We start from the raw sequence: 16,321 nt of genomic DNA on the forward strand, positions 1-16,321 counted from the left end.
GGTTGCTGCCACACGGTGAGGGGAGTGGCCCATGAAGATCGTGATACCCGGGGGGACCGGCCAGGTGGGCACGGTCCTGAAGCGCGCGCTGACCGCGGCGGGACATGACGTGGTGGTGCTGAGCAGGCGTCCGGCGGGCCCGGGCGAGGTCCGCTGGGACGGTCGCACCCTCGGTCCCTGGGCCGACCGGATCGACGGCAGCGATGTCGTCGTCAACCTGGCCGGCCGCAGCGTCAGCTGCCGCTACACCGCTTCGAACCTGCAGGCGATGATGGACTCGCGGGTGGACTCCGCCCGGGTCGTGGGCGAGGCGATCGGCGCCGCGGCCCGGCCTCCTCGCCTCTGGCTGCAGATGAGCACCGCCACGGTCTACGCCCACCGATTCGACGCGCCCAACGACGAGAGGACCGGCCTGATCGGCGGAGCCGAACCGGGTGTGCCCGGCTACTGGGCCTACAGCGTCGACATCGCCAGGGCCTGGGAGCGCGAGCAGGAGGCGGCCGGCACCCCGCACACCCGCAAGGTCGCGCTGCGCACCGCGATGGTGATGAGCCCCGACCGGGGCGGCGTCTTCGACATCCTGCTGCGGCTGGCCCGGCTCGGTCTCGGTGGCCCGGTGGCGGGCGGCGCGCAGTACGTGTCCTGGATCCACGACCAGGACTTCGTCCGGGCGGTCGAGTTCCTGATCGGCAGGGACGACCTCGCCGGACCGGTCAACCTCGCGGCACCCGCCCCGCTGCCCCAGCGCATGTTCATGCGCGATCTGCGCACCGCCTGGGGCGTGCCGGTCGGCCTGCCCGCCACGCGCTGGATGGCCGAGGCCGGTGCCCTCGCCCTCCGCTCCGACGCCGAGCTGCTGCTCAAGAGCCGGCGGGTCGTGCCCGGCCGCCTTCTCGGCGCGGGCTTCACTTTCGATCACCCGCACTGGTCACGGGCGGCCGCGGATCTTGTGCGGCGGGTGCGCGCCCGTAACGCGGGAAGGGGTGCTGATGACGCTGCGGAACGGGTGCCGTCGCCACACGGTCCGCGTCATTGAAGAGACCCAGAAACGAAGCATCCGGTTCATCTGTCCGTAATGTCCGTACCGCCTCATATCGGCTAACCCGCTGTTCACGGGGATGGCTCGATTTATGTGCAAGGCGGGTGGTCGTGTGCGCACGAGGCACGGACTGCGTGTGCTGTCGGTCTACGAGGGCTTCTTCTCCGGAGGAGCCAGGATCGTGCACAGCGACGTCGTACTGGGACTGGCCGAGGGCGGCCAGTCCCACCAGGTGCTCAGCATCCATGGAGAGGTCCACCGCGAGGCCACCCGGCAGCGCATGGAGGACGACCACTGCTACCGGGCGCTGACGGCCGGCGAGGTCGCGGTCACCTCGCTGGGGCGCACGGCGGGTCTGGTGGACGGCTCGGTCGCAGCGTCTGTTTTCAGCGGACCGGAGCTGGCCGAAACCGCCAGGGCCATGGCGGGGGCGGACGTGATCCTCTCCCTCAAGGAACAGCCGCTCGCCCTGCTGAACCAGTCCGGCCTGCCCCGCCGCCCGGTCGTGGTCGGCCTGCACCGGTCCGACCCCGAGAACCAGGGCCCGGCGCTGGACGAGCTGAAGGCTGCGATCGCCGACGGCACGGTGGTGGCGTGCGTGTGCTGCGCCGAGTCGACGCGGGCGGCGTACGAGGCCGCGGGCATCCCGGCCGCCCTGCTGCACGTCATCCCCAACGGGGTGGACCTGCTCCGCTTCCGCCCCGATGCGGCGGCACGGATCGCCTTCCGCGCGTCGCTGGGCATTCCGGCCGCTGCTCCGGTGGTCGTCTTCGCGGCCCGGTACGCGCAGATGAAGAACGTCCCGCTCCTCCTGCGCGCCGCCCGGACCTGGCTGGCCCGCGAGGGCGGCGGGCACGTCGTGATGTGCGGGGCCGGGATGACGGACGCCAACCCCGCCCTGCGGGCGGACCTGGAGAGCGCCTTCGCCGGGGAGCGGGACCTCGCCGACCGGGTGCACCTGCTCGGCGTACGGCACGACATGGAGGCCGTCTACGCCGGCGCCGACGTCGTCGCTCTGACCTCCGTCTCCGGGGAGGCGGCGCCGCTGTGCCTGATCGAGGGCATGATGTGCGGCGCCGTCCCCGTGACGACGGACGTCGGCGACAGCGCGGCGATCGTCACCGGCCACGGCTTCGTCACCCCGCCGGACCCGGGCGCGATCGCCCTGGCCTGGTCGGCCGCGATCACGGGCCGCGCCGACCTGGCTCCCGCCCTGGAACGCAGCCGTGAGCGCTTCAGCCGCACCCGCATGATCGCCGCGTACGCCGCGCTGCTCGACGAGGTGTACGCGTCATACGTGGGCGGGCAGCGGGTCGTCGCGCAGCACGCTGTAGGAGACGCCGTCACGCCACTTCCCGTCCCGGAAGACGATGCCGCGCAGTACGCCCTCGCGGGTGAAGCCGGACTTCTCCAGGGCCCGTTGCTCGGCGATGTTCTCGGCCTCGGTGTCGGCCTCGATCCGCATCACGGGAGTGTGGGCGAAGAGATAGCGGACGAGCTGTAGGTGGGCCCGGGTGCCGATACCGCGCCCGCAGGCCTCGGGCAGGAGCTGGGCGCCGATGTTCCAGCAGTGGGTGGAGGGCGAGACGACGACCCGTCGCCAGGCGACGAACCCGAGCGGATCGCCTCCGGCCGTGACGATCAGCTGTCCGCCGTCCTCGCCGAGCATCCGGTTCTCCGCCCAGCGGCGGCGGAACCGGCCGGGATCCGCGTAGCCGTACCACTGGAAGGGACCGGCGGCGACAGGATCGGTGAGAAAGCGCTCCAGCATCGGAAGGTCGTCCTCGTGCACCGGGCGCAGTAAGACGGCTTCATCGCTCATCCCGGTCACACTAGTGCGCCCACCCGGCCATGAGGAGGGGCCACCGGTCCAGGTCCGGTGGCCCCTCCTCTCCCCTCCTGGTGCTGTCCCGGGGTGTCACTACCGGGGCAGCACCACGACATACGCGGCCGGGTCGCGGTCGCCGGAGGCCATCAGGGCCGTGCGGACCACGGTCGCCTGTTGCTCCAGGGACTCCCTGAGCTTCCTGGGGGTGATGTAGACGACCGTGATGCCCAGCCGCTCCAGGTGCTCCCGCTTGCGCGCGTATTCCGACCACAGCGCGTCCTCGTCCTGGCGGGGTGCGCGGGTGTCGAGTTCCACCGCGACCGCCTGCTCGGGCCAGTACGCGTCCAGTCCGCCGAGGTGCGGGCCGCCGGGCAGGCGCAGGTCCACGTTCCAGACCGGGTCGGGCAGGCCGTACTCGCCGACCATCCGGTACAGGCGGTCCTCCGCGATCGCCCGGCCCTCGGCCAGCAGCGAGTCCACCGCGTCCACCACGTGCGGGCGGGTCAGAAGCTTCGCCTGGGTCAACTCCCTCACCACCGCCGCCGGTTCGCAGTGACCGGCGCGTACCGCCTCGGTCAGCAGCCGGCGCACCGCGCCCGCGTCCGTCAACTCGGCCACCGCGTCCGCCAGTGCGCGCGGCACCGGGGCCACCGGCAGGCCCGCCACCGCGCAGGGCTTGGGCAGGGCCGGGGTGCGCAGGACGCGGACGTAGCCGCTGGAGCGCAGCCGGCGCAGGCGGGGGATCAGTACGTCGACGCGGTCCAGGGAGAGGAGCGGCGGGGTGGAGGAGAAGCCGTGCAGGGTGAGGGCCGCGAGGCCCGTGATCACGGCGTCCGCGTACACCGGGCGGTGCGGCTCGTCGGCGGTGGGCTGGGCCGGGACGCCCGGGGCCGACTCGCGTGCCGCGTACAGCAGGGCCCCGTGCAGCCGCTCCTCGCTGGTCGCCGGGCCGGGGTGGAGCAGGACCACGTTCGGCAGCAGCAGCTGCCAGGGGCCGCCGGGGCGGCACTGGTCGTTCAGCTCGGCCGTGGAGACGCCGTGGGAGCGGAGCCGGGCCGCCGTCAGGACGCGGCGGTGGACATCGGAGAGGTGGTGAAGGGGGCGGGGGGAGAGCGGGGTGTTGTGCGTCATGGCCTCGGGATTCCCGCGTCCCGTCCCACCCTTAACCGCTGTTACACGGCCGTCGATGAATGCGGACAAGGCGGTACTAAAGGACGGGTGTTCGGGCGCCGAGTAGGCATGGAAAACCCCTGGTCCAATCGGGTGTGGACCAGGGGTTACGGCTGTTATTGCCTGAATTCCGTAACGGTCACCGACCGGGAAAGCTCAGGCCAATGATCAGGCGCCGGCTGCCGCCGCGTCGCACGCCTGTGCGCGCAGCGCCCGCGCCAGATCGTCCCGCGCCTCCAGCACCAGCCGCCGCAGTGCGGGCGCCGCGTCCGCGTGGGCCTCCAGCCACGCGTCCGTCGCGTCCAGCGTCTCCCGGCGGTCCTGGAAGGAGGGGAACAGGCCCCGTACGACGTCCATGCCGATCTGGATCGACCGCTCCCGCCACACCCGCTCGATCGCCGCGAAGTACTTCTGTGCGTACGGCGCCGTCAGCTCCCGCTGCGAGGGCTGGCCGAAGCCCGTGATCGTCGCCTCCACCAGCGCGTTCGACAGGGCGTTGGACTCCACCACCTGGGCCCAGGCCTGCGCCTTGACCGCCTGCGACGGCCGGGCCGCCAGGCAGCGGACCTGGTGGCGCTTGCCGGACGCCGTGTCGTCGCGGGCCAGTTCGGCCGCGAGGGCGGACTCGTCGGCCACGCCGTGGGCGGCCAGCGGTTCCAGGAACGCCCAGCGCAGCTCCTGGTCCACCGTCAGGCCCTCGACGGTCTCGGTGCCGTCCAGCAGATCCTTCAGCAGTGCGAGGTCCCCCGCGCCGGAGGCGACCGTCGCGAAGAAGCGGGCCCAGGCCAGCTGGTGCTCACTGCCGGGCTCGGCCGTGCGGAGTTCCCGCAGCGCACCCTCGGCGAGCAACTCCTCGCCCCTCGCCCGCCACTCGGGCGCCGCGTAGTGCACCAGTGCCGAGTTCGCCCAGGCGTGCAGCATCTGCAGCACGCCGATGTCGGACTCGCGGCCCGCGAACCGCAGGACGAGGTCCACGAAGTCCCGCGCCGGCAGCAGGGCGTCGCGGGTGAGGTTCCACAGTGCCGACCAGCACAGGGCGCGCGCCAGCGGATCGGTCAGCGCGCCGAGGTGCTCGCGCAGGGTGACCAGCGAGGTCTCGTCGAAGCGGATCTTGCAGTAGGTCAGGTCGTCGTCGTTGACCAGCACCAGTGCAGGGGCCTCGGCCCCGCCCAGCTCCGTCACGACCGTGCGCGGGCCCTCGACGTCCGTCTCCACGCGCGTGTACCGCTCCAGCGAGCCCTCGGGCGTACGGCGGTACAGGCCGACCGCGACCCGGTGCGGGCGCAGCTGGGGGTGCGATTCGGGGGCGTCCTGGACCACCGCGAGCTCGGCGATCCGGCCGCCCTCGGTGTCCAGCAGCACCTGCGGGGTCAGCGAGTTCACCCCGGCGGTCTGCAGCCAGGAGCGGGCCCATGTGGTCATGTCCCGGCCGCTGGTCTCCGCCAGCACCGACAGCAGGTCGCCCAGGCGCGTGTTGCCGTACGCGTTCCGCTTGAAGTAGCGCCGCGCGCCCTCCAGGAAGGCGTCCTGGCCGACGTACGCCACCAGCTGCTTCAGTACGGAGGCGCCCTTGGCGTAGGTGATGCCGTCGAAGTTGAGCTTGGCGTCCTGAAGGTCGCGGATGTCCGCGGTGATCGGGTGCGTGGAGGGCAGCTGGTCCGCGCGGTAGGCCCAGGCCTTGCGGCGGTTGGCGAAGGTGATCCAGGCGTCGGTGAAGCGGGTCGCGCCGACGTTCGCGAACGTGCCCATGAAGTCCGCGAAGGACTCCTTCAGCCACAGGTCGTCCCACCACACCATGGTGACCAGGTCGCCGAACCACATGTGCGCCATCTCGTGCAGGATGACGTTGGCCCGGCCCTCGTAGGACGTCTGCGTCACCTTGCCGCGGAAGATGTACTCCTCGCGGAAGGTCACCAGACCCGGGTTCTCCATGGCGCCCAGGTTGTACTCGGGGACGAACGCCTGGTCGTACTTCCCGAACGGGTACGGGTAGTCGAAGTGGTCGTGGAAGAAGTCCAGGCCCTGCTTGGTGACCAGGAAGACGTCGTCGGAGTCGAAGTAGGGCGCGAGGCCCTTGCGGCACAGGGCGCCGAGCGGGATCTCCAGCTTCGTCCCGTCCTCGAAGGTCCGCTCGTAGGAGTCCGTCACATAGTGGTACGGCCCCGCCACCACGCATGTGATGTACGTCGAGATCGGCTTCGTCTCCGCGAACCGCCAGACTCCGTCCGTGAGTTCGCCGGCGCCGTTGCTCCACACCGTCCAGCCCTCGGGCGCCCGCACCTCGAAGCGGTACGGGGCCTTCAGGTCCGGCTGCTCGAAGTTCGCGAAGACACGGCGGGCGTCGGCCGGCTCGTACTGGGTGTAGAGGTAGACCTCGCCGTCCTCGGGGTCCACGAAACGGTGCATGCCCTCGCCGGTGCGCGAGTAGGCGCACCGGGCGTCGACCGTCAGCTCGTTCTCCGCGGCCAGGTCCTCCAGGACGATCCGGGTGCCGTCGAAGACCTCGCTCGGGTCCAGATCCTTCCCGTTGAGCGTGACGGACGTCACACTCGGCGCGACCAGGTCGGCGAAGCCGGACGCGCCCGGCTCGTTGCAGCGGAACCTGATCGTGGTCACCGAGCGGAAGGTGCGCGGCTCGTCGTTCCCGTCGCCGACGGCGGACCGCAGGTCCAGCGCTACGTCGTACCCGTCGACGGACAGCAGGGCGGCCCGCTCCCGGGCTTCGTCGCGGGTCAGATTCTCACCGGGCACGGGCGCACTCCCTCGTGATCGTTCGGGTGGGGTGGAACAGGACCGATCCTGCCACGCGCCCCTGACAGGGGGCACCAGGGAATGGGGGTGACAGGGGCAATGTTGACCCTCCTCAAGAGCCCTTTTCGCTGAGGAGAAGCATGTCCGAGACCGCGAGCACCTCCGGCAAGACCCCTGTGGACTTCTGGTTCGACCCGCTGTGCCCCTGGGCCTGGATGACCTCCCGCTGGGTGCTGGAGGTGGAGAAGGTCCGCGAGATCGAGGTCCGCTGGCACCTGATGAGCCTCGCCGTCCTCAACGAGAACAAGCTGGACGAGCTGCCCGAGCAGTACCGGGAGATGCTCTCGACCAAGGCGTGGCCGCCGGTGCGCGTGGTCACCGCGGCCTGGCAGAAGCACGGCGCGGACATCCTCGGCCCCCTCTACACCGCGCTCGGCACCCGTATCCACAACAACGGCGAGGGCCCGACCCTGGAGGCCATCGCCGGCGCGCTCGCGGACGTCGGCCTGCCTGCCGAGCTGATCGAGTACGCCGAGCAGAAGGACTTCGAGTTCGAGGCCGAGCTGCGCGCCTCGCACAAGGAGGGCATCGAGAAGGTCGGCGAGGACGTCGGCACCCCCGTCATCTCGGTTCCGGGCCCGGCCGGCGAGCAGATCGCCTTCTTCGGCCCGGTCGTCACCCCGGCCCCGAAGGGCGAGGAGGCGGCCCGCCTGTGGGACGGCACGCTCGCCGTGGCCTCCGTCCCCGGCTTCTACGAGATCAAGCGGACCCGCACCAAGGGCCCGGACTTCAGCAACCTGTAGGTCTTCCCGCTCGGGCCCGGTCAGCGCCGGGCCCGAGCGCGTGCCTCGGCCAGGCGCCCCAAGTGCTCCTCGTACCCCTTCGCGTAGTACGCGGCCCGTTCCGGGTCCGGCTCGACCGTGCGGGTCGGCTCGGTCCAGGCCGTCCGGTCCAGGGCGACGCCGTGGCGCCCGGCCGCCGCCAGGACCGCGCCCCGCGCGCCGACCTCGCCCTCGACCACCCGCAGCGGGCGCCCCAGGACGTCGGCCAGCAGCCGCATCCAGGCGGGGCTGCGGGTGCCGCCGCCGCACACCGCGAGCGTCCCGGTCAGACCCGCCGCCGCCAGACAGTGCCGGGCCGCGTAGCCGATGCCCTCGCAGGTGGCGCGGATCAGGTCGGCGGGCGTCGACTCCAGGCAGACACCGGTGAGTTCGGCCCGCAGCCGCGGTTCCACGAAGGGGGCGCGCTCGCCGGAGGGCGCGAAGTACGGCAGCACGCGTACGCCGTGGGCGCCGGGCGGGGTGGCGGCCAGCAGGGCATCGGCCTCCGCGTGCCGGATCCCCGTCGTCGACAGCACCCAGTCCAGGGCCGCCGTGCCGACCATCGCGGGCATCGCGCGCAGCCGGTGCCCGGGCCGGTCGGTGGAGATGTACAGGCCGGCCGGTTCACCGCCGAGGTCCAGGCCCGTGGTGGCGACCAGGGCGGCCAGGCAGGTGCCGACGATCAGCAGGCCGTCGCCGGGCTCCGTGACACCCGCGCCGAGCGCACTGGCCGCCAGGTCGTAGGGGCCGTTCGCCAGCCGGGTGCCCGGCGGCAGCCCCGCGCCGGTCGTCTCGCCCGTCGCCACCGGGTCGCCGACCGGTGCGAGCAGGCCCCGGCGGTGGGTCAGGCCGAGGATCTCCACGACCCGGTTGTCGTAGGACCGGGTGTGCGGGTCCAGGAACGGCATCGACGCGTCCGACACGTCGGTCACGGCCCGTGTCGCGCCGGTCAGCCGCTGGAAGACCATGTCCTTGCAGTAGACGGCCGCGGCGGCCGCGTCCAGCGACTGCGGCTCGTGCCGGTCCAGCCAGGCCAGCAGCGGGCCCGGGCAGCCCGGGAACATCGCGCTGCCGGTGCGCCGGAAGACGGTCTCGAACGTGCCGTCCGCCAGCCACTGGTCCACCAGTTCATGGGCCCGGCCGTCCATCCACGAGATCGCCGCCCGCACCGGCCGGCCCGCCGCGTCCACCAGCCACACTCCGTCGCCCTGCCCGGTCAGCCCGGCCAGCTCCACCGGCTCGGGAACCCGAGCGGTCAGCGCCCGGAGCACGGCGACGACGGCCGCGTACACCTCCTCCATGTCCTGCTCCACGGACCCGCCCCGCAGATCGAGGCCCACCGGCCGTGCCTCGACGGCCAGTTCGCGACCGGTGCCGTCGAAGGCGGCGGCCTTCACCATGGACGTGCCCACATCGATCCCGACGTACATGAGACTCCTCTTCACGTCAGACAGTGCGCGAGCGGCTCCCCGCGCACCCAGCGCCCCACCTCGGCGGCGGCGATCCGCGCCGCCTTCTCCGCCACCGCCCGGCTGGCCCCGCCCAGGTGCGGGGTGAGGACGACACGGTCGGCGAGCGCGGGCAGCCGGGAGTCCGGCGGAAGCGGTTCACGGGCGTAGGTGTCCAGGGCCGCCGCCGCGAGCCGCCCGCTCTCCAGCGCGTCGCACAGCGCGTCCTCGTCCAGCAGCGGCCCCCGGGCCGCGTTCACCACCACCGCGCCGGGCGGCAGCAGAGCCAGCTCGCGCCCGCCGATCAGACCGCGGGTCTCCGCCGTGAGCCGGGCGTGCAGGGTGATCACCCGGGAACGGCGCAGCAGGTCGTCCAGCGAGGACACGCGCAGCCCGTGCACCTCCCCGCGCACATAGGGGTCGTACACCATCACCCGTGCCCCGAAGGCGCACAGCACACGCGCCACCCGGCTGCCGACCGCGCCGTAGCCGACCAGCCCGACCGGCAGGTCCTCCAGCTCCAGTCCGCTCCGGTCGTAGGTGTAGTACGCCGATCCGGCCCAGCTCCCCCGGCGGGCGAGGAGTTCGTGGGCCTGGGGGATGCGGCGCAGGGCCGCGAGAAGCAGGCCGACGGTGAACTCGGCGGTGGCGGCGGCGTTGCGGCCGGGCGCGAAGCACACCCGGACATCGTGCCGTTCGGCGGCGTCCAGGTTGACGTTGACCGGGCCGCCCCGGCAGACCACGACCAGGCGCAGGTGCGGGCAGGCGTCCAGGACCCGTTCGGTCACCGGGCCCATCTGGGTGACCAGGACCCGCGCGTCCGCGAGGGCGCCGATCAGGTCGTCCTCGGCGTCGCTGGCCTCGCCGACCTCGGCGACCGGTCCGAAGGGCACCAGCGGCCAGTCGAGGGTCAACTCCCGTATCTCGCAGGCGCCGTTCAGTTCCCGTCCGACCGCCTCCCCGATCAGGGACGGCAGGACGAAGTGGTCGCCGGCGGCCACGACACACAACTGCTCCATGGAGGTCATCGCAGGGAGTCTCCCGTCTCGGCGTCGAAGACATGGGTGAGTCCGGCCGTCACCCGGACGTGCTCGTCGTGTGCGAGGCGCACCTCGGGCCCGGTGAGCACCACCAGGTGCCGCTCCACTCCGTCGAGGGCGAGCGTGGCGATGCCCGACTCCAGCAGGGGTTCGTGGGCCACGACCCGGGCGGGGAGGCCGTCGGCTCCGGTGAGAGCCAGGTCCTCGGGGCGGATGCCGACCAGCACGGCCCGGCCCGCGTCGACCGGTACCGGCAGTGGGATCCGCACCCCGGTGGAGAGGCGTGTGTGGCCGTCGCCGGTGGCGATGCCGGGCAGCAGGTTGATCGCGGGCTCGCCGACGAAGTCCGCCACGAAGGAGGTGGCGGGGCTGTCGTAGATCTCGTAGGGCGTCCCCAGCTGCTGGATCACGCCGTCCCGCATGACGGCGATCCGGTCGGCGAGGGACAGGGCCTCCTCCTGGTCGTGCGTGACGAGGATCGTGGTGTGGCCCAGGTCGCGCTGGATGCGCTTGAGTTCGCGCCGGGTGGTGTCGCGCTGGGCCGCGTCCAGATGGGACAGCGGCTCGTCAAGGAGCAGAACGTCCGGCTCGCGGATCAGCGCGCGGGCCAGGGAGACGCGCTGCTTCTGGCCGCTGGACAGTCCGGCCGGGCGGGCGTCGAGGACATCGGTGAGGCCGGTCCGCCCGGCGATCTCGGCGACCTTGCGGCGCACATCGCCCCGGGCGCTCCTGCGGCGTGCCCTCAGCCCGAACGCCAGGTTCTCGGCGACCGTCAGCGGTGGGTAGAGCGCGTAGTTCTCGAAGGCGACCCCGATGTTGCGCTCCTGTGCCGGACGGCCCGCCACCGAGGCGCCGCCGACCAGGATGTCCCCGCCGGTCACCGCCTCCAGGCCGGCGATCATCCGCAGCGTGGTGGACTTGCCGCAGCCCGACGGGCCCAGCAGCCCGAGCAGTTCGCCGGACTGCAGGCTCAGGTCCAGGCCCCGGACCGCCTCCACCGCCGGGCGGCCCCGCGACCGGTAGGTCTTGCGCAGCTCACGTAGCTCCAGCGCGGTCATCGCCCTCCCTCGGATCCGTGGCGCACACCTCGTAGCGCACCTTGTGCTCGTCCAGGTCGCGCAGCGCCTCGGGGGACGCCCCGTCGTCCACCAGCAGCAGGTCGAAGCGGGAGAGCGGGGCGACCCGGTGCAGGGCGACCCGGCCCAGCTTGGTGTGGTCGACCAGCAGCACGTTGCGGGCGGCCGCGTCGAGCATCGCCCGCTTCACGGAGACGATGTGCTGCTCCTGGTGGTAGGCGTAGCCGCCGTGCACGCCGGACGTCGACACGAAGCACACGTCCACCCGCAGCTGCTCGACCGCCTCCACGCAGGACACCCCGAGGAAGGAGGAGTGCAGCCGGTCGTAGTCGCCGCCGAGGGCCATCAGATGGATGCCCCGCTGACCGGTGAGGAGGTTGACCGCCTCCAGGAAGTTGGTGACGACCGTGAGCGGGGTGATCGCGCCGAGCCGGAGCAGGCGGGCTATCTCCAGGGTGGAGGTGGAGTCGTCGAGGAGGATCGCCATGCCGGGCTCTATGGACTTCAGTGCCCGCTCGGCGAGCGCGGCCTTCTGCGGGCGCATGGTCTTCAGCCGGTACTGCACATTCGACTCGAACACCCCGGACGGCTGCGCGGTCACCCCGCCCCTGAACTTCCGTACGATGCCCTGCCGTTCCAGCTCGTCCAGGTCCCGGTGGATGGTCATCAGGCTCACCGCGAAGCGCTCGGCCAGTTCGGCGGCGGTCGCCGAACCCTCGGCCAGGACCAGTTCGGCCATGGCGGCCTGCCGGGCCGCGGGTCCCTGCTGTGCACCACTGCTCATCACGTGCTCTTCCCGATCCGTCGTCCTGGACGCTCCGGCCGGTCGGCCTCGAACACCAGCAGGTTCTCAGGCCGGACGGCCGGGCGGACCGGATCGTCGGGACGCAGCCCGGCCGCCTCGTCGCGGGCCGCGACGAGCGACAGGTGCTGTGTGCCGATCCGCACGGTGACCTCGACGGATCGGCCGAGCACCTCGGTGACGTAGACGGACCCGGTGAGCCGGTGGCCGTCCCCGGTCAGCGAGACGTCCCTCGGACGCACACCGACCAGGACCTCGCTGCCTGCGGGGGCCCGCACCAAAAGCGGCAGCTCGACCGTGCCGTCCACCGACCGGAAGGCCCCCCTCTCCGTCACCGTCCCCGGCAGCAGATTGATCCGGGGCCGCCCGAAGGCCCGGGCGACCTCGGTGTCGTGGGGCCGGTACCAGATGTCCTCCCGGGTGCCGGTCTGCACGATCCGCCCGTCCCGGACGACCCCGATCCGGTCCCCGAGCGCCAGCGCCTCGACGGAGTCATGGGTGACGTACAGCGTCGTCGTGCGCCGCACGGCCCCGATCGCCTTCAGCTCGGCCCGCATCTGCTGGCGCAGCTTGGCGTCCAGATGGGAGAGGGGTTCGTCGAGAAGGAAGGCGCGGGCCGGGCGGACCAGCACCCGGCCGAGGGCGACCCGCTGCCGCTGCCCGTTGGACAGCTGCCCCACCGACCGGTCCAGCAGGGCATGGATGCCCAGCAGTTCGGCGACGGCCCCGACCCGGTCGCGGGCCTCGCCGGCGGGCAGCCGGTGCCGCGGGGAGCGCAGGGGCGAGACGAGGTTGTCGTACACCGAGCGGTGCGGGTAGAGGGCGTAGCTCTCGAAGCACATGGCCACGCCCCGGTCGTAGGGCTCCACGTCCCGCACATCCCGGCCGTCGATCTCGACGGTCCCGGAGTCGGGCCGCTCCAGACCGGCCACGGTCTTGAGCGTCGTCGTCTTGCCCGCCCCGGACGGCCCGAGCAGACAGAAGAACTCGCCCTCCTCCACGTGGAGTTCGATTCCATCGAGGGCCTTCGTCCGGCCGTACGCCTTGTGTACGTCCCGCAGCGCGATGCTCATGACTTCACCGCCCCGAACGACAGCCCGCGCACCAGATACCGCTGGATGGTCAGTGCCAGCAACAGCGGAGGTACGACGGAGACCAGCGCGGCCGCGGCCGTGAGGTTGTACTTGGGCCGGTCGCCGCCGAGGAAGGACAGCGCGCCCACGGTCACGGTCTGCGCCGAGCTGGAGGTGAGGATGAGCGGGAAGACGAAGTTGTTCCAGGCGAAGATGAACGCCAGCAGGGACACCGCCGCGATGCCCGGCTTCACCAGGGGCAGCGCCACCTTGAAGAAGGCCTGCTTGCGGGAGTAGCCGTCGAGCAGCGCCGCCTGCTCCAGCTCAGGGGTGAGATCGGCGAAGTACGACCGCATGATCCACACCACCAGCGGCAGGGTGACCAGCTGCAGCACCCACACCATGCCGACGTACGTGTCGAACAGCCCCAGCTTCTGGTACAGCACGAACAGCGGGATGATCACGGTGAGTTCGGGCGCGAACCGGAACGACAGCAGCGTGAACATCAGGTTCTCCGAGCCCCTGAACCGCCAGCGCGCCGAGGCGTACGCCGCCGGCAGCCCGACCACCAGCGAGAGCGCGACCGCGCCCACCGACACCACCAGGCTGTTCACGAAGAACCGCACGAAGGGGATGCCCTCGCTGTCGCCCAGCACGGTCCGGTAGGCGCCCAGGGTCGGAGTGAAGGAGAAGTAGGTGCTGAAAAGCTGGTCGGCGGGCTTGAGGGAGAGGATCACCATCCAGGCGACCGGAAACAGCGCGAAGACGAAGTACAGGACGAGAGCGGCATCCGCCAGCCACCCCAAGAGGCGTTTCCTGTGCGTCACTTGACCTCGGCCGCCTTCCGCTGGATCCGCCCCAGATGCCGGACGAGCACCATCGCGGCCAGGTACACCACGGCCCACAGCACGATCGTGTAGCTGATCCCGAAGGAGTACCGCTGGAAGCGGATCGCCTCCAGGTACGCCCGGATCTGCAGCACGACCGTGGAGTCGCCCGGACCGCCCTCGGTCAGGGCGTAGATGATGTCGAACACCTTCAGCGAGTCCATGAACCGGAAGATCACCGCGACCAGGACGTAGGGCCACAGCATCGGCAGGGTCAGCCGCCGGAAGGTGTACCACCAGCCGGCGCCGTCCACGGCCGCCGCCTCGAACGGGGAGGCGGGCAGCGACCGCAGACCGGCCAGCGCCAGAATCGCCACGAACGGGGTGTAGACCCAGACGTCCACGGCGATCGACGACAGCAGCGCACCCGTCGGCGTGTCCGTCCACTGCACTCCCCCGAGCCCGAAGGGTTTCAGCAGGTGGTTGATCACGCCGACCGACGGCTGGAGCATCAGCTTCCACATGATCGCCGCGATCACCGGGGCGATCATCAGGGGCAGGATCAGGATCTTCTCCAGGATGCGGCCCACCAGGGACGACCGGTGCAGCAGCAGGGCCACGGCGACACCCAGCACGGTCTCCACGGCGGCCGCGCCGACCGCGTACAGCACGGTCACCCAGGCCGAGTTCCAGAACGCGTCCTGCGTGAAGACCGTCTCGTAGTTGTGCAGCCGGACCATGTCCGGCTGCGGCTTGCTCGCCGAGAAGTCGAACAGGGTGTAGTACAGGCCGAGCCCGAAGGGATAGAGGATTCCGCAGGTCAGCAGCAGCGCCGGGAGGACGAGGAGGTACGGCCGCAGAGCGATCCGCCGGCCCATGACCCGTCAGCCCACCTTGGACTTGAGGTCGCCCGCCAGCCCGTTCAGCACGGACCTCGCGTCCTTGCCGCCGTAGATCTCCTGGAGGGCGGCCGCCCAGCTGGTGGTGGCGTCGAAGAACTGGGCCTGCGGGGTGAACTGGATCTTCGTCTGGTCGACGACCGTCTCGAAGGTCTCCAGGAAGCCCGGCAGGTGCTTCATCTTGTCCCGGTAGGCGCCGTCCTGGCTGACCGACTTCCGCACCGGGTCGATGTGGTTGTAGGCGATGGCACCCTTGCGCAGGTGCTCCTTCCCGGTGGCCCACTGCAGGAAGAGCCAGGCGGCGCTCTTCCGCCTGCTCCTGGCGTTCATGCCGAGCGACCAGATCCACATGTTGGTGGCGAGGGAGCCGTCCGGTCCCTTCGGCCCGGGATGGAAGGCGATCTTCCCGGAGGCCGGGCTCGCCCCCTTCACCGCCTGGAAGTAGGCGGCCGTGTCCGCGTCGAACAGCATCCCGGCCTTCTTCGCGCCGAGGTCGCTGGAGCACTGGTACCAGGTGTACGACGTCCACGACGGCGGCCCGCCCTGCTTGACCATGCCGGCCCAGTCCTCGGTGAAGGCGACGGCCTTCGGGGTGTTCATGGCGGGTGTGAGCTTCCCGCTGTCGACGGTGAAGTCGCGCAGCCCGTTGCGGGCGTACATGGTCATGAACCCGGGGTGGATGGTGGCCCAGCTCCGGGATCCCCGTACGGCGATCCCGTACATGCCGTCGAACCCGGCGCCGGGAGCCTTCTTCTTGATCACGCCCGCCAGCTCGCGCAGCTCGTCGAAGGACTCCGCCGGTTTCAGCCCCAGCCGGCCGAACACCTCGGTGTTGTAGGCCACCACATTGGTCTCCCAGCCCCACGGCAGCGCGTACTGCCCGCCCCGGCCGAGCGGTGCGCCCGCCTTCAGCGACCACTGGTCGGCCTGCAGGAGGTTCGGGAAGAAGTCGGCCTGGTCCCATTCGGCGCCGGTGGCCGAGGAGCTGCGCATCCAGGGGCCGAGGTCCTCCAGCCAGCCCGGTGGCCCGTACTGCCAGACCATGTAGGCGCCGAGCATGAAGACGTCGTAGGAGGCGCGCCCGCTGGAGAGGTCGACGGTGAGCTTGTCGAAGTAGTTGTCCTCGGGGAAGACGTCGTACTGCACCTTGATGCCGGTCTTCTCGGTGAAGGACTTCAGGTCGGCGATCAGGGCGTCCGTGTACGGGTGCTTGTTGAGCAGCGCCTTGACGGTCGTGCCCTTCTCCCGTTTCCAGTCGAAGGCGCCGGTGACGTCGTCCGCGGCCGAGCCGCCTGCCTTGTCGCCGTCGTTGCCGCCGAAGCCGGCGCCGCAGGCGGACAGCAGCGGGGCCGCGGCGGTGGCGGCGGTGAGGGCGAGGAAACGCCGGCGGTCGTGCACGTGCCTGTCCATCCGTGACCTCCGTCGGTGGGGCGCTGGGGTCGGGCGGGTTAACACGGTGAGTCGACTCGACAACAGAGGGTGTAACGGCGATGGATGGGCGTCAATCCCTTGTGCACGGGGAAATCAGGGGGAAATCTCAGAAGGGT

General features: G+C 71.4%; 13 protein-coding genes and 1 pseudogene. 3 read left to right on the forward strand and 11 right to left on the reverse strand.

Going from position 1 to position 16,321, the window contains the following annotated elements; genetic code table 11:
* Positions 1-31: 31 nt before the first annotated feature.
* On the forward strand, positions 32-1,036 hold the full coding sequence (locus ACIRU3_RS05200; RefSeq protein ID WP_404051558.1) for a DUF1731 domain-containing protein: 1,005 nt from the start codon (positions 32-34) through the stop codon (positions 1,034-1,036).
* 139 nt (positions 1,037-1,175) lie between these two features.
* The gene (locus ACIRU3_RS05205; protein WP_404051895.1) at positions 1,176-2,543 is read left to right on the forward strand and encodes a glycosyltransferase; all 1,368 of its coding nucleotides are present in this window, start codon (positions 1,176-1,178) and stop codon (positions 2,541-2,543) included.
* Here the strand turns inward: ACIRU3_RS05205 and ACIRU3_RS05210 are convergent.
* The 3 genes and pseudogenes from ACIRU3_RS05210 to pepN all read right to left on the reverse strand — a co-directional run.
* Positions 2,493-2,861, reverse strand: a pseudogene (locus ACIRU3_RS05210) (GNAT family N-acetyltransferase); the annotation flags it as partial. The gene ACIRU3_RS05205 and the pseudogene ACIRU3_RS05210 overlap by 51 nt on opposite strands.
* A gap of 99 nt (positions 2,862-2,960) precedes the next feature.
* The gene (locus ACIRU3_RS05215) at positions 2,961-3,998 is read right to left on the reverse strand and encodes a hypothetical protein (protein WP_404051561.1); all 1,038 of its coding nucleotides are present in this window, start codon (positions 3,996-3,998) and stop codon (positions 2,961-2,963) included.
* A 207-nt stretch (positions 3,999-4,205) separates the two neighbouring features.
* Positions 4,206-6,788, reverse strand: coding sequence for an aminopeptidase N (pepN, locus tag ACIRU3_RS05220; protein ID WP_404051564.1), 2,583 nt, complete (start codon positions 6,786-6,788; stop codon positions 4,206-4,208).
* A gap of 140 nt (positions 6,789-6,928) precedes the next feature.
* Here pepN and ACIRU3_RS05225 point away from each other — a divergent pair, with 140 nt between their 5' ends.
* The gene (locus ACIRU3_RS05225) at positions 6,929-7,591 is read left to right on the forward strand and encodes a disulfide bond formation protein DsbA (protein ID WP_404051567.1); all 663 of its coding nucleotides are present in this window, start codon (positions 6,929-6,931) and stop codon (positions 7,589-7,591) included.
* Positions 7,592-7,611: 20 nt separating this feature from the next.
* Here ACIRU3_RS05225 and ACIRU3_RS05230 read toward each other — a convergent pair whose 3' ends face one another.
* The 8 genes from ACIRU3_RS05230 to ACIRU3_RS05265 are packed head-to-tail and all read right to left on the reverse strand — an operon-like array spanning position 7,612 to position 16,184.
* Positions 7,612-9,039 carry an FGGY family carbohydrate kinase gene (locus tag ACIRU3_RS05230; protein WP_404051569.1) on the reverse strand — a complete coding sequence of 476 codons (1,428 nt, stop codon included), beginning with the start codon at positions 9,037-9,039 and terminating at the stop codon, positions 7,612-7,614.
* 11 nt (positions 9,040-9,050) lie between these two features.
* Complete coding sequence (locus ACIRU3_RS05235; RefSeq protein ID WP_404051571.1) at positions 9,051-10,085, reverse strand: 2-hydroxyacid dehydrogenase; 1,035 nt, start codon at positions 10,083-10,085, stop codon at positions 9,051-9,053.
* Positions 10,082-11,155 carry an ABC transporter ATP-binding protein gene (locus ACIRU3_RS05240; RefSeq protein WP_404051573.1) on the reverse strand — a complete coding sequence of 358 codons (1,074 nt, stop codon included), beginning with the start codon at positions 11,153-11,155 and terminating at the stop codon, positions 10,082-10,084. The genes ACIRU3_RS05235 and ACIRU3_RS05240 overlap by 4 nt, the downstream gene beginning before the upstream one ends.
* Positions 11,133-11,957, reverse strand: a complete 825-nt coding sequence (locus tag ACIRU3_RS05245) for a DeoR/GlpR family DNA-binding transcription regulator (protein WP_404051576.1) — start codon at positions 11,955-11,957, stop codon at positions 11,133-11,135. The genes ACIRU3_RS05240 and ACIRU3_RS05245 overlap by 23 nt, the downstream gene beginning before the upstream one ends.
* Positions 11,957-13,048, reverse strand: a complete 1,092-nt coding sequence (locus tag ACIRU3_RS05250) for an ABC transporter ATP-binding protein (RefSeq protein ID WP_404051578.1) — start codon at positions 13,046-13,048, stop codon at positions 11,957-11,959. The genes ACIRU3_RS05245 and ACIRU3_RS05250 overlap by 1 nt, the downstream gene beginning before the upstream one ends.
* Positions 13,045-13,854, reverse strand: coding sequence for a carbohydrate ABC transporter permease (locus ACIRU3_RS05255; RefSeq protein ID WP_404051581.1), 810 nt, complete (start codon positions 13,852-13,854; stop codon positions 13,045-13,047). The genes ACIRU3_RS05250 and ACIRU3_RS05255 overlap by 4 nt, the downstream gene beginning before the upstream one ends.
* Before the next feature lie 17 nt (positions 13,855-13,871).
* Positions 13,872-14,753 carry a carbohydrate ABC transporter permease gene (locus tag ACIRU3_RS05260; protein WP_404051583.1) on the reverse strand — a complete coding sequence of 294 codons (882 nt, stop codon included), beginning with the start codon at positions 14,751-14,753 and terminating at the stop codon, positions 13,872-13,874.
* 6 nt (positions 14,754-14,759) lie between these two features.
* Positions 14,760-16,184, reverse strand: a complete 1,425-nt coding sequence (locus tag ACIRU3_RS05265) for an extracellular solute-binding protein (protein WP_404051586.1) — start codon at positions 16,182-16,184, stop codon at positions 14,760-14,762.
* Between the last annotated feature and the right edge of the window lie 137 nt (positions 16,185-16,321).

The sequence above is a fragment of the Streptomyces sp. NPDC101151 genome (assembly GCF_044768335.1).
Lineage (GTDB): Bacteria > Actinomycetota > Actinomycetes > Streptomycetales > Streptomycetaceae > Streptomyces.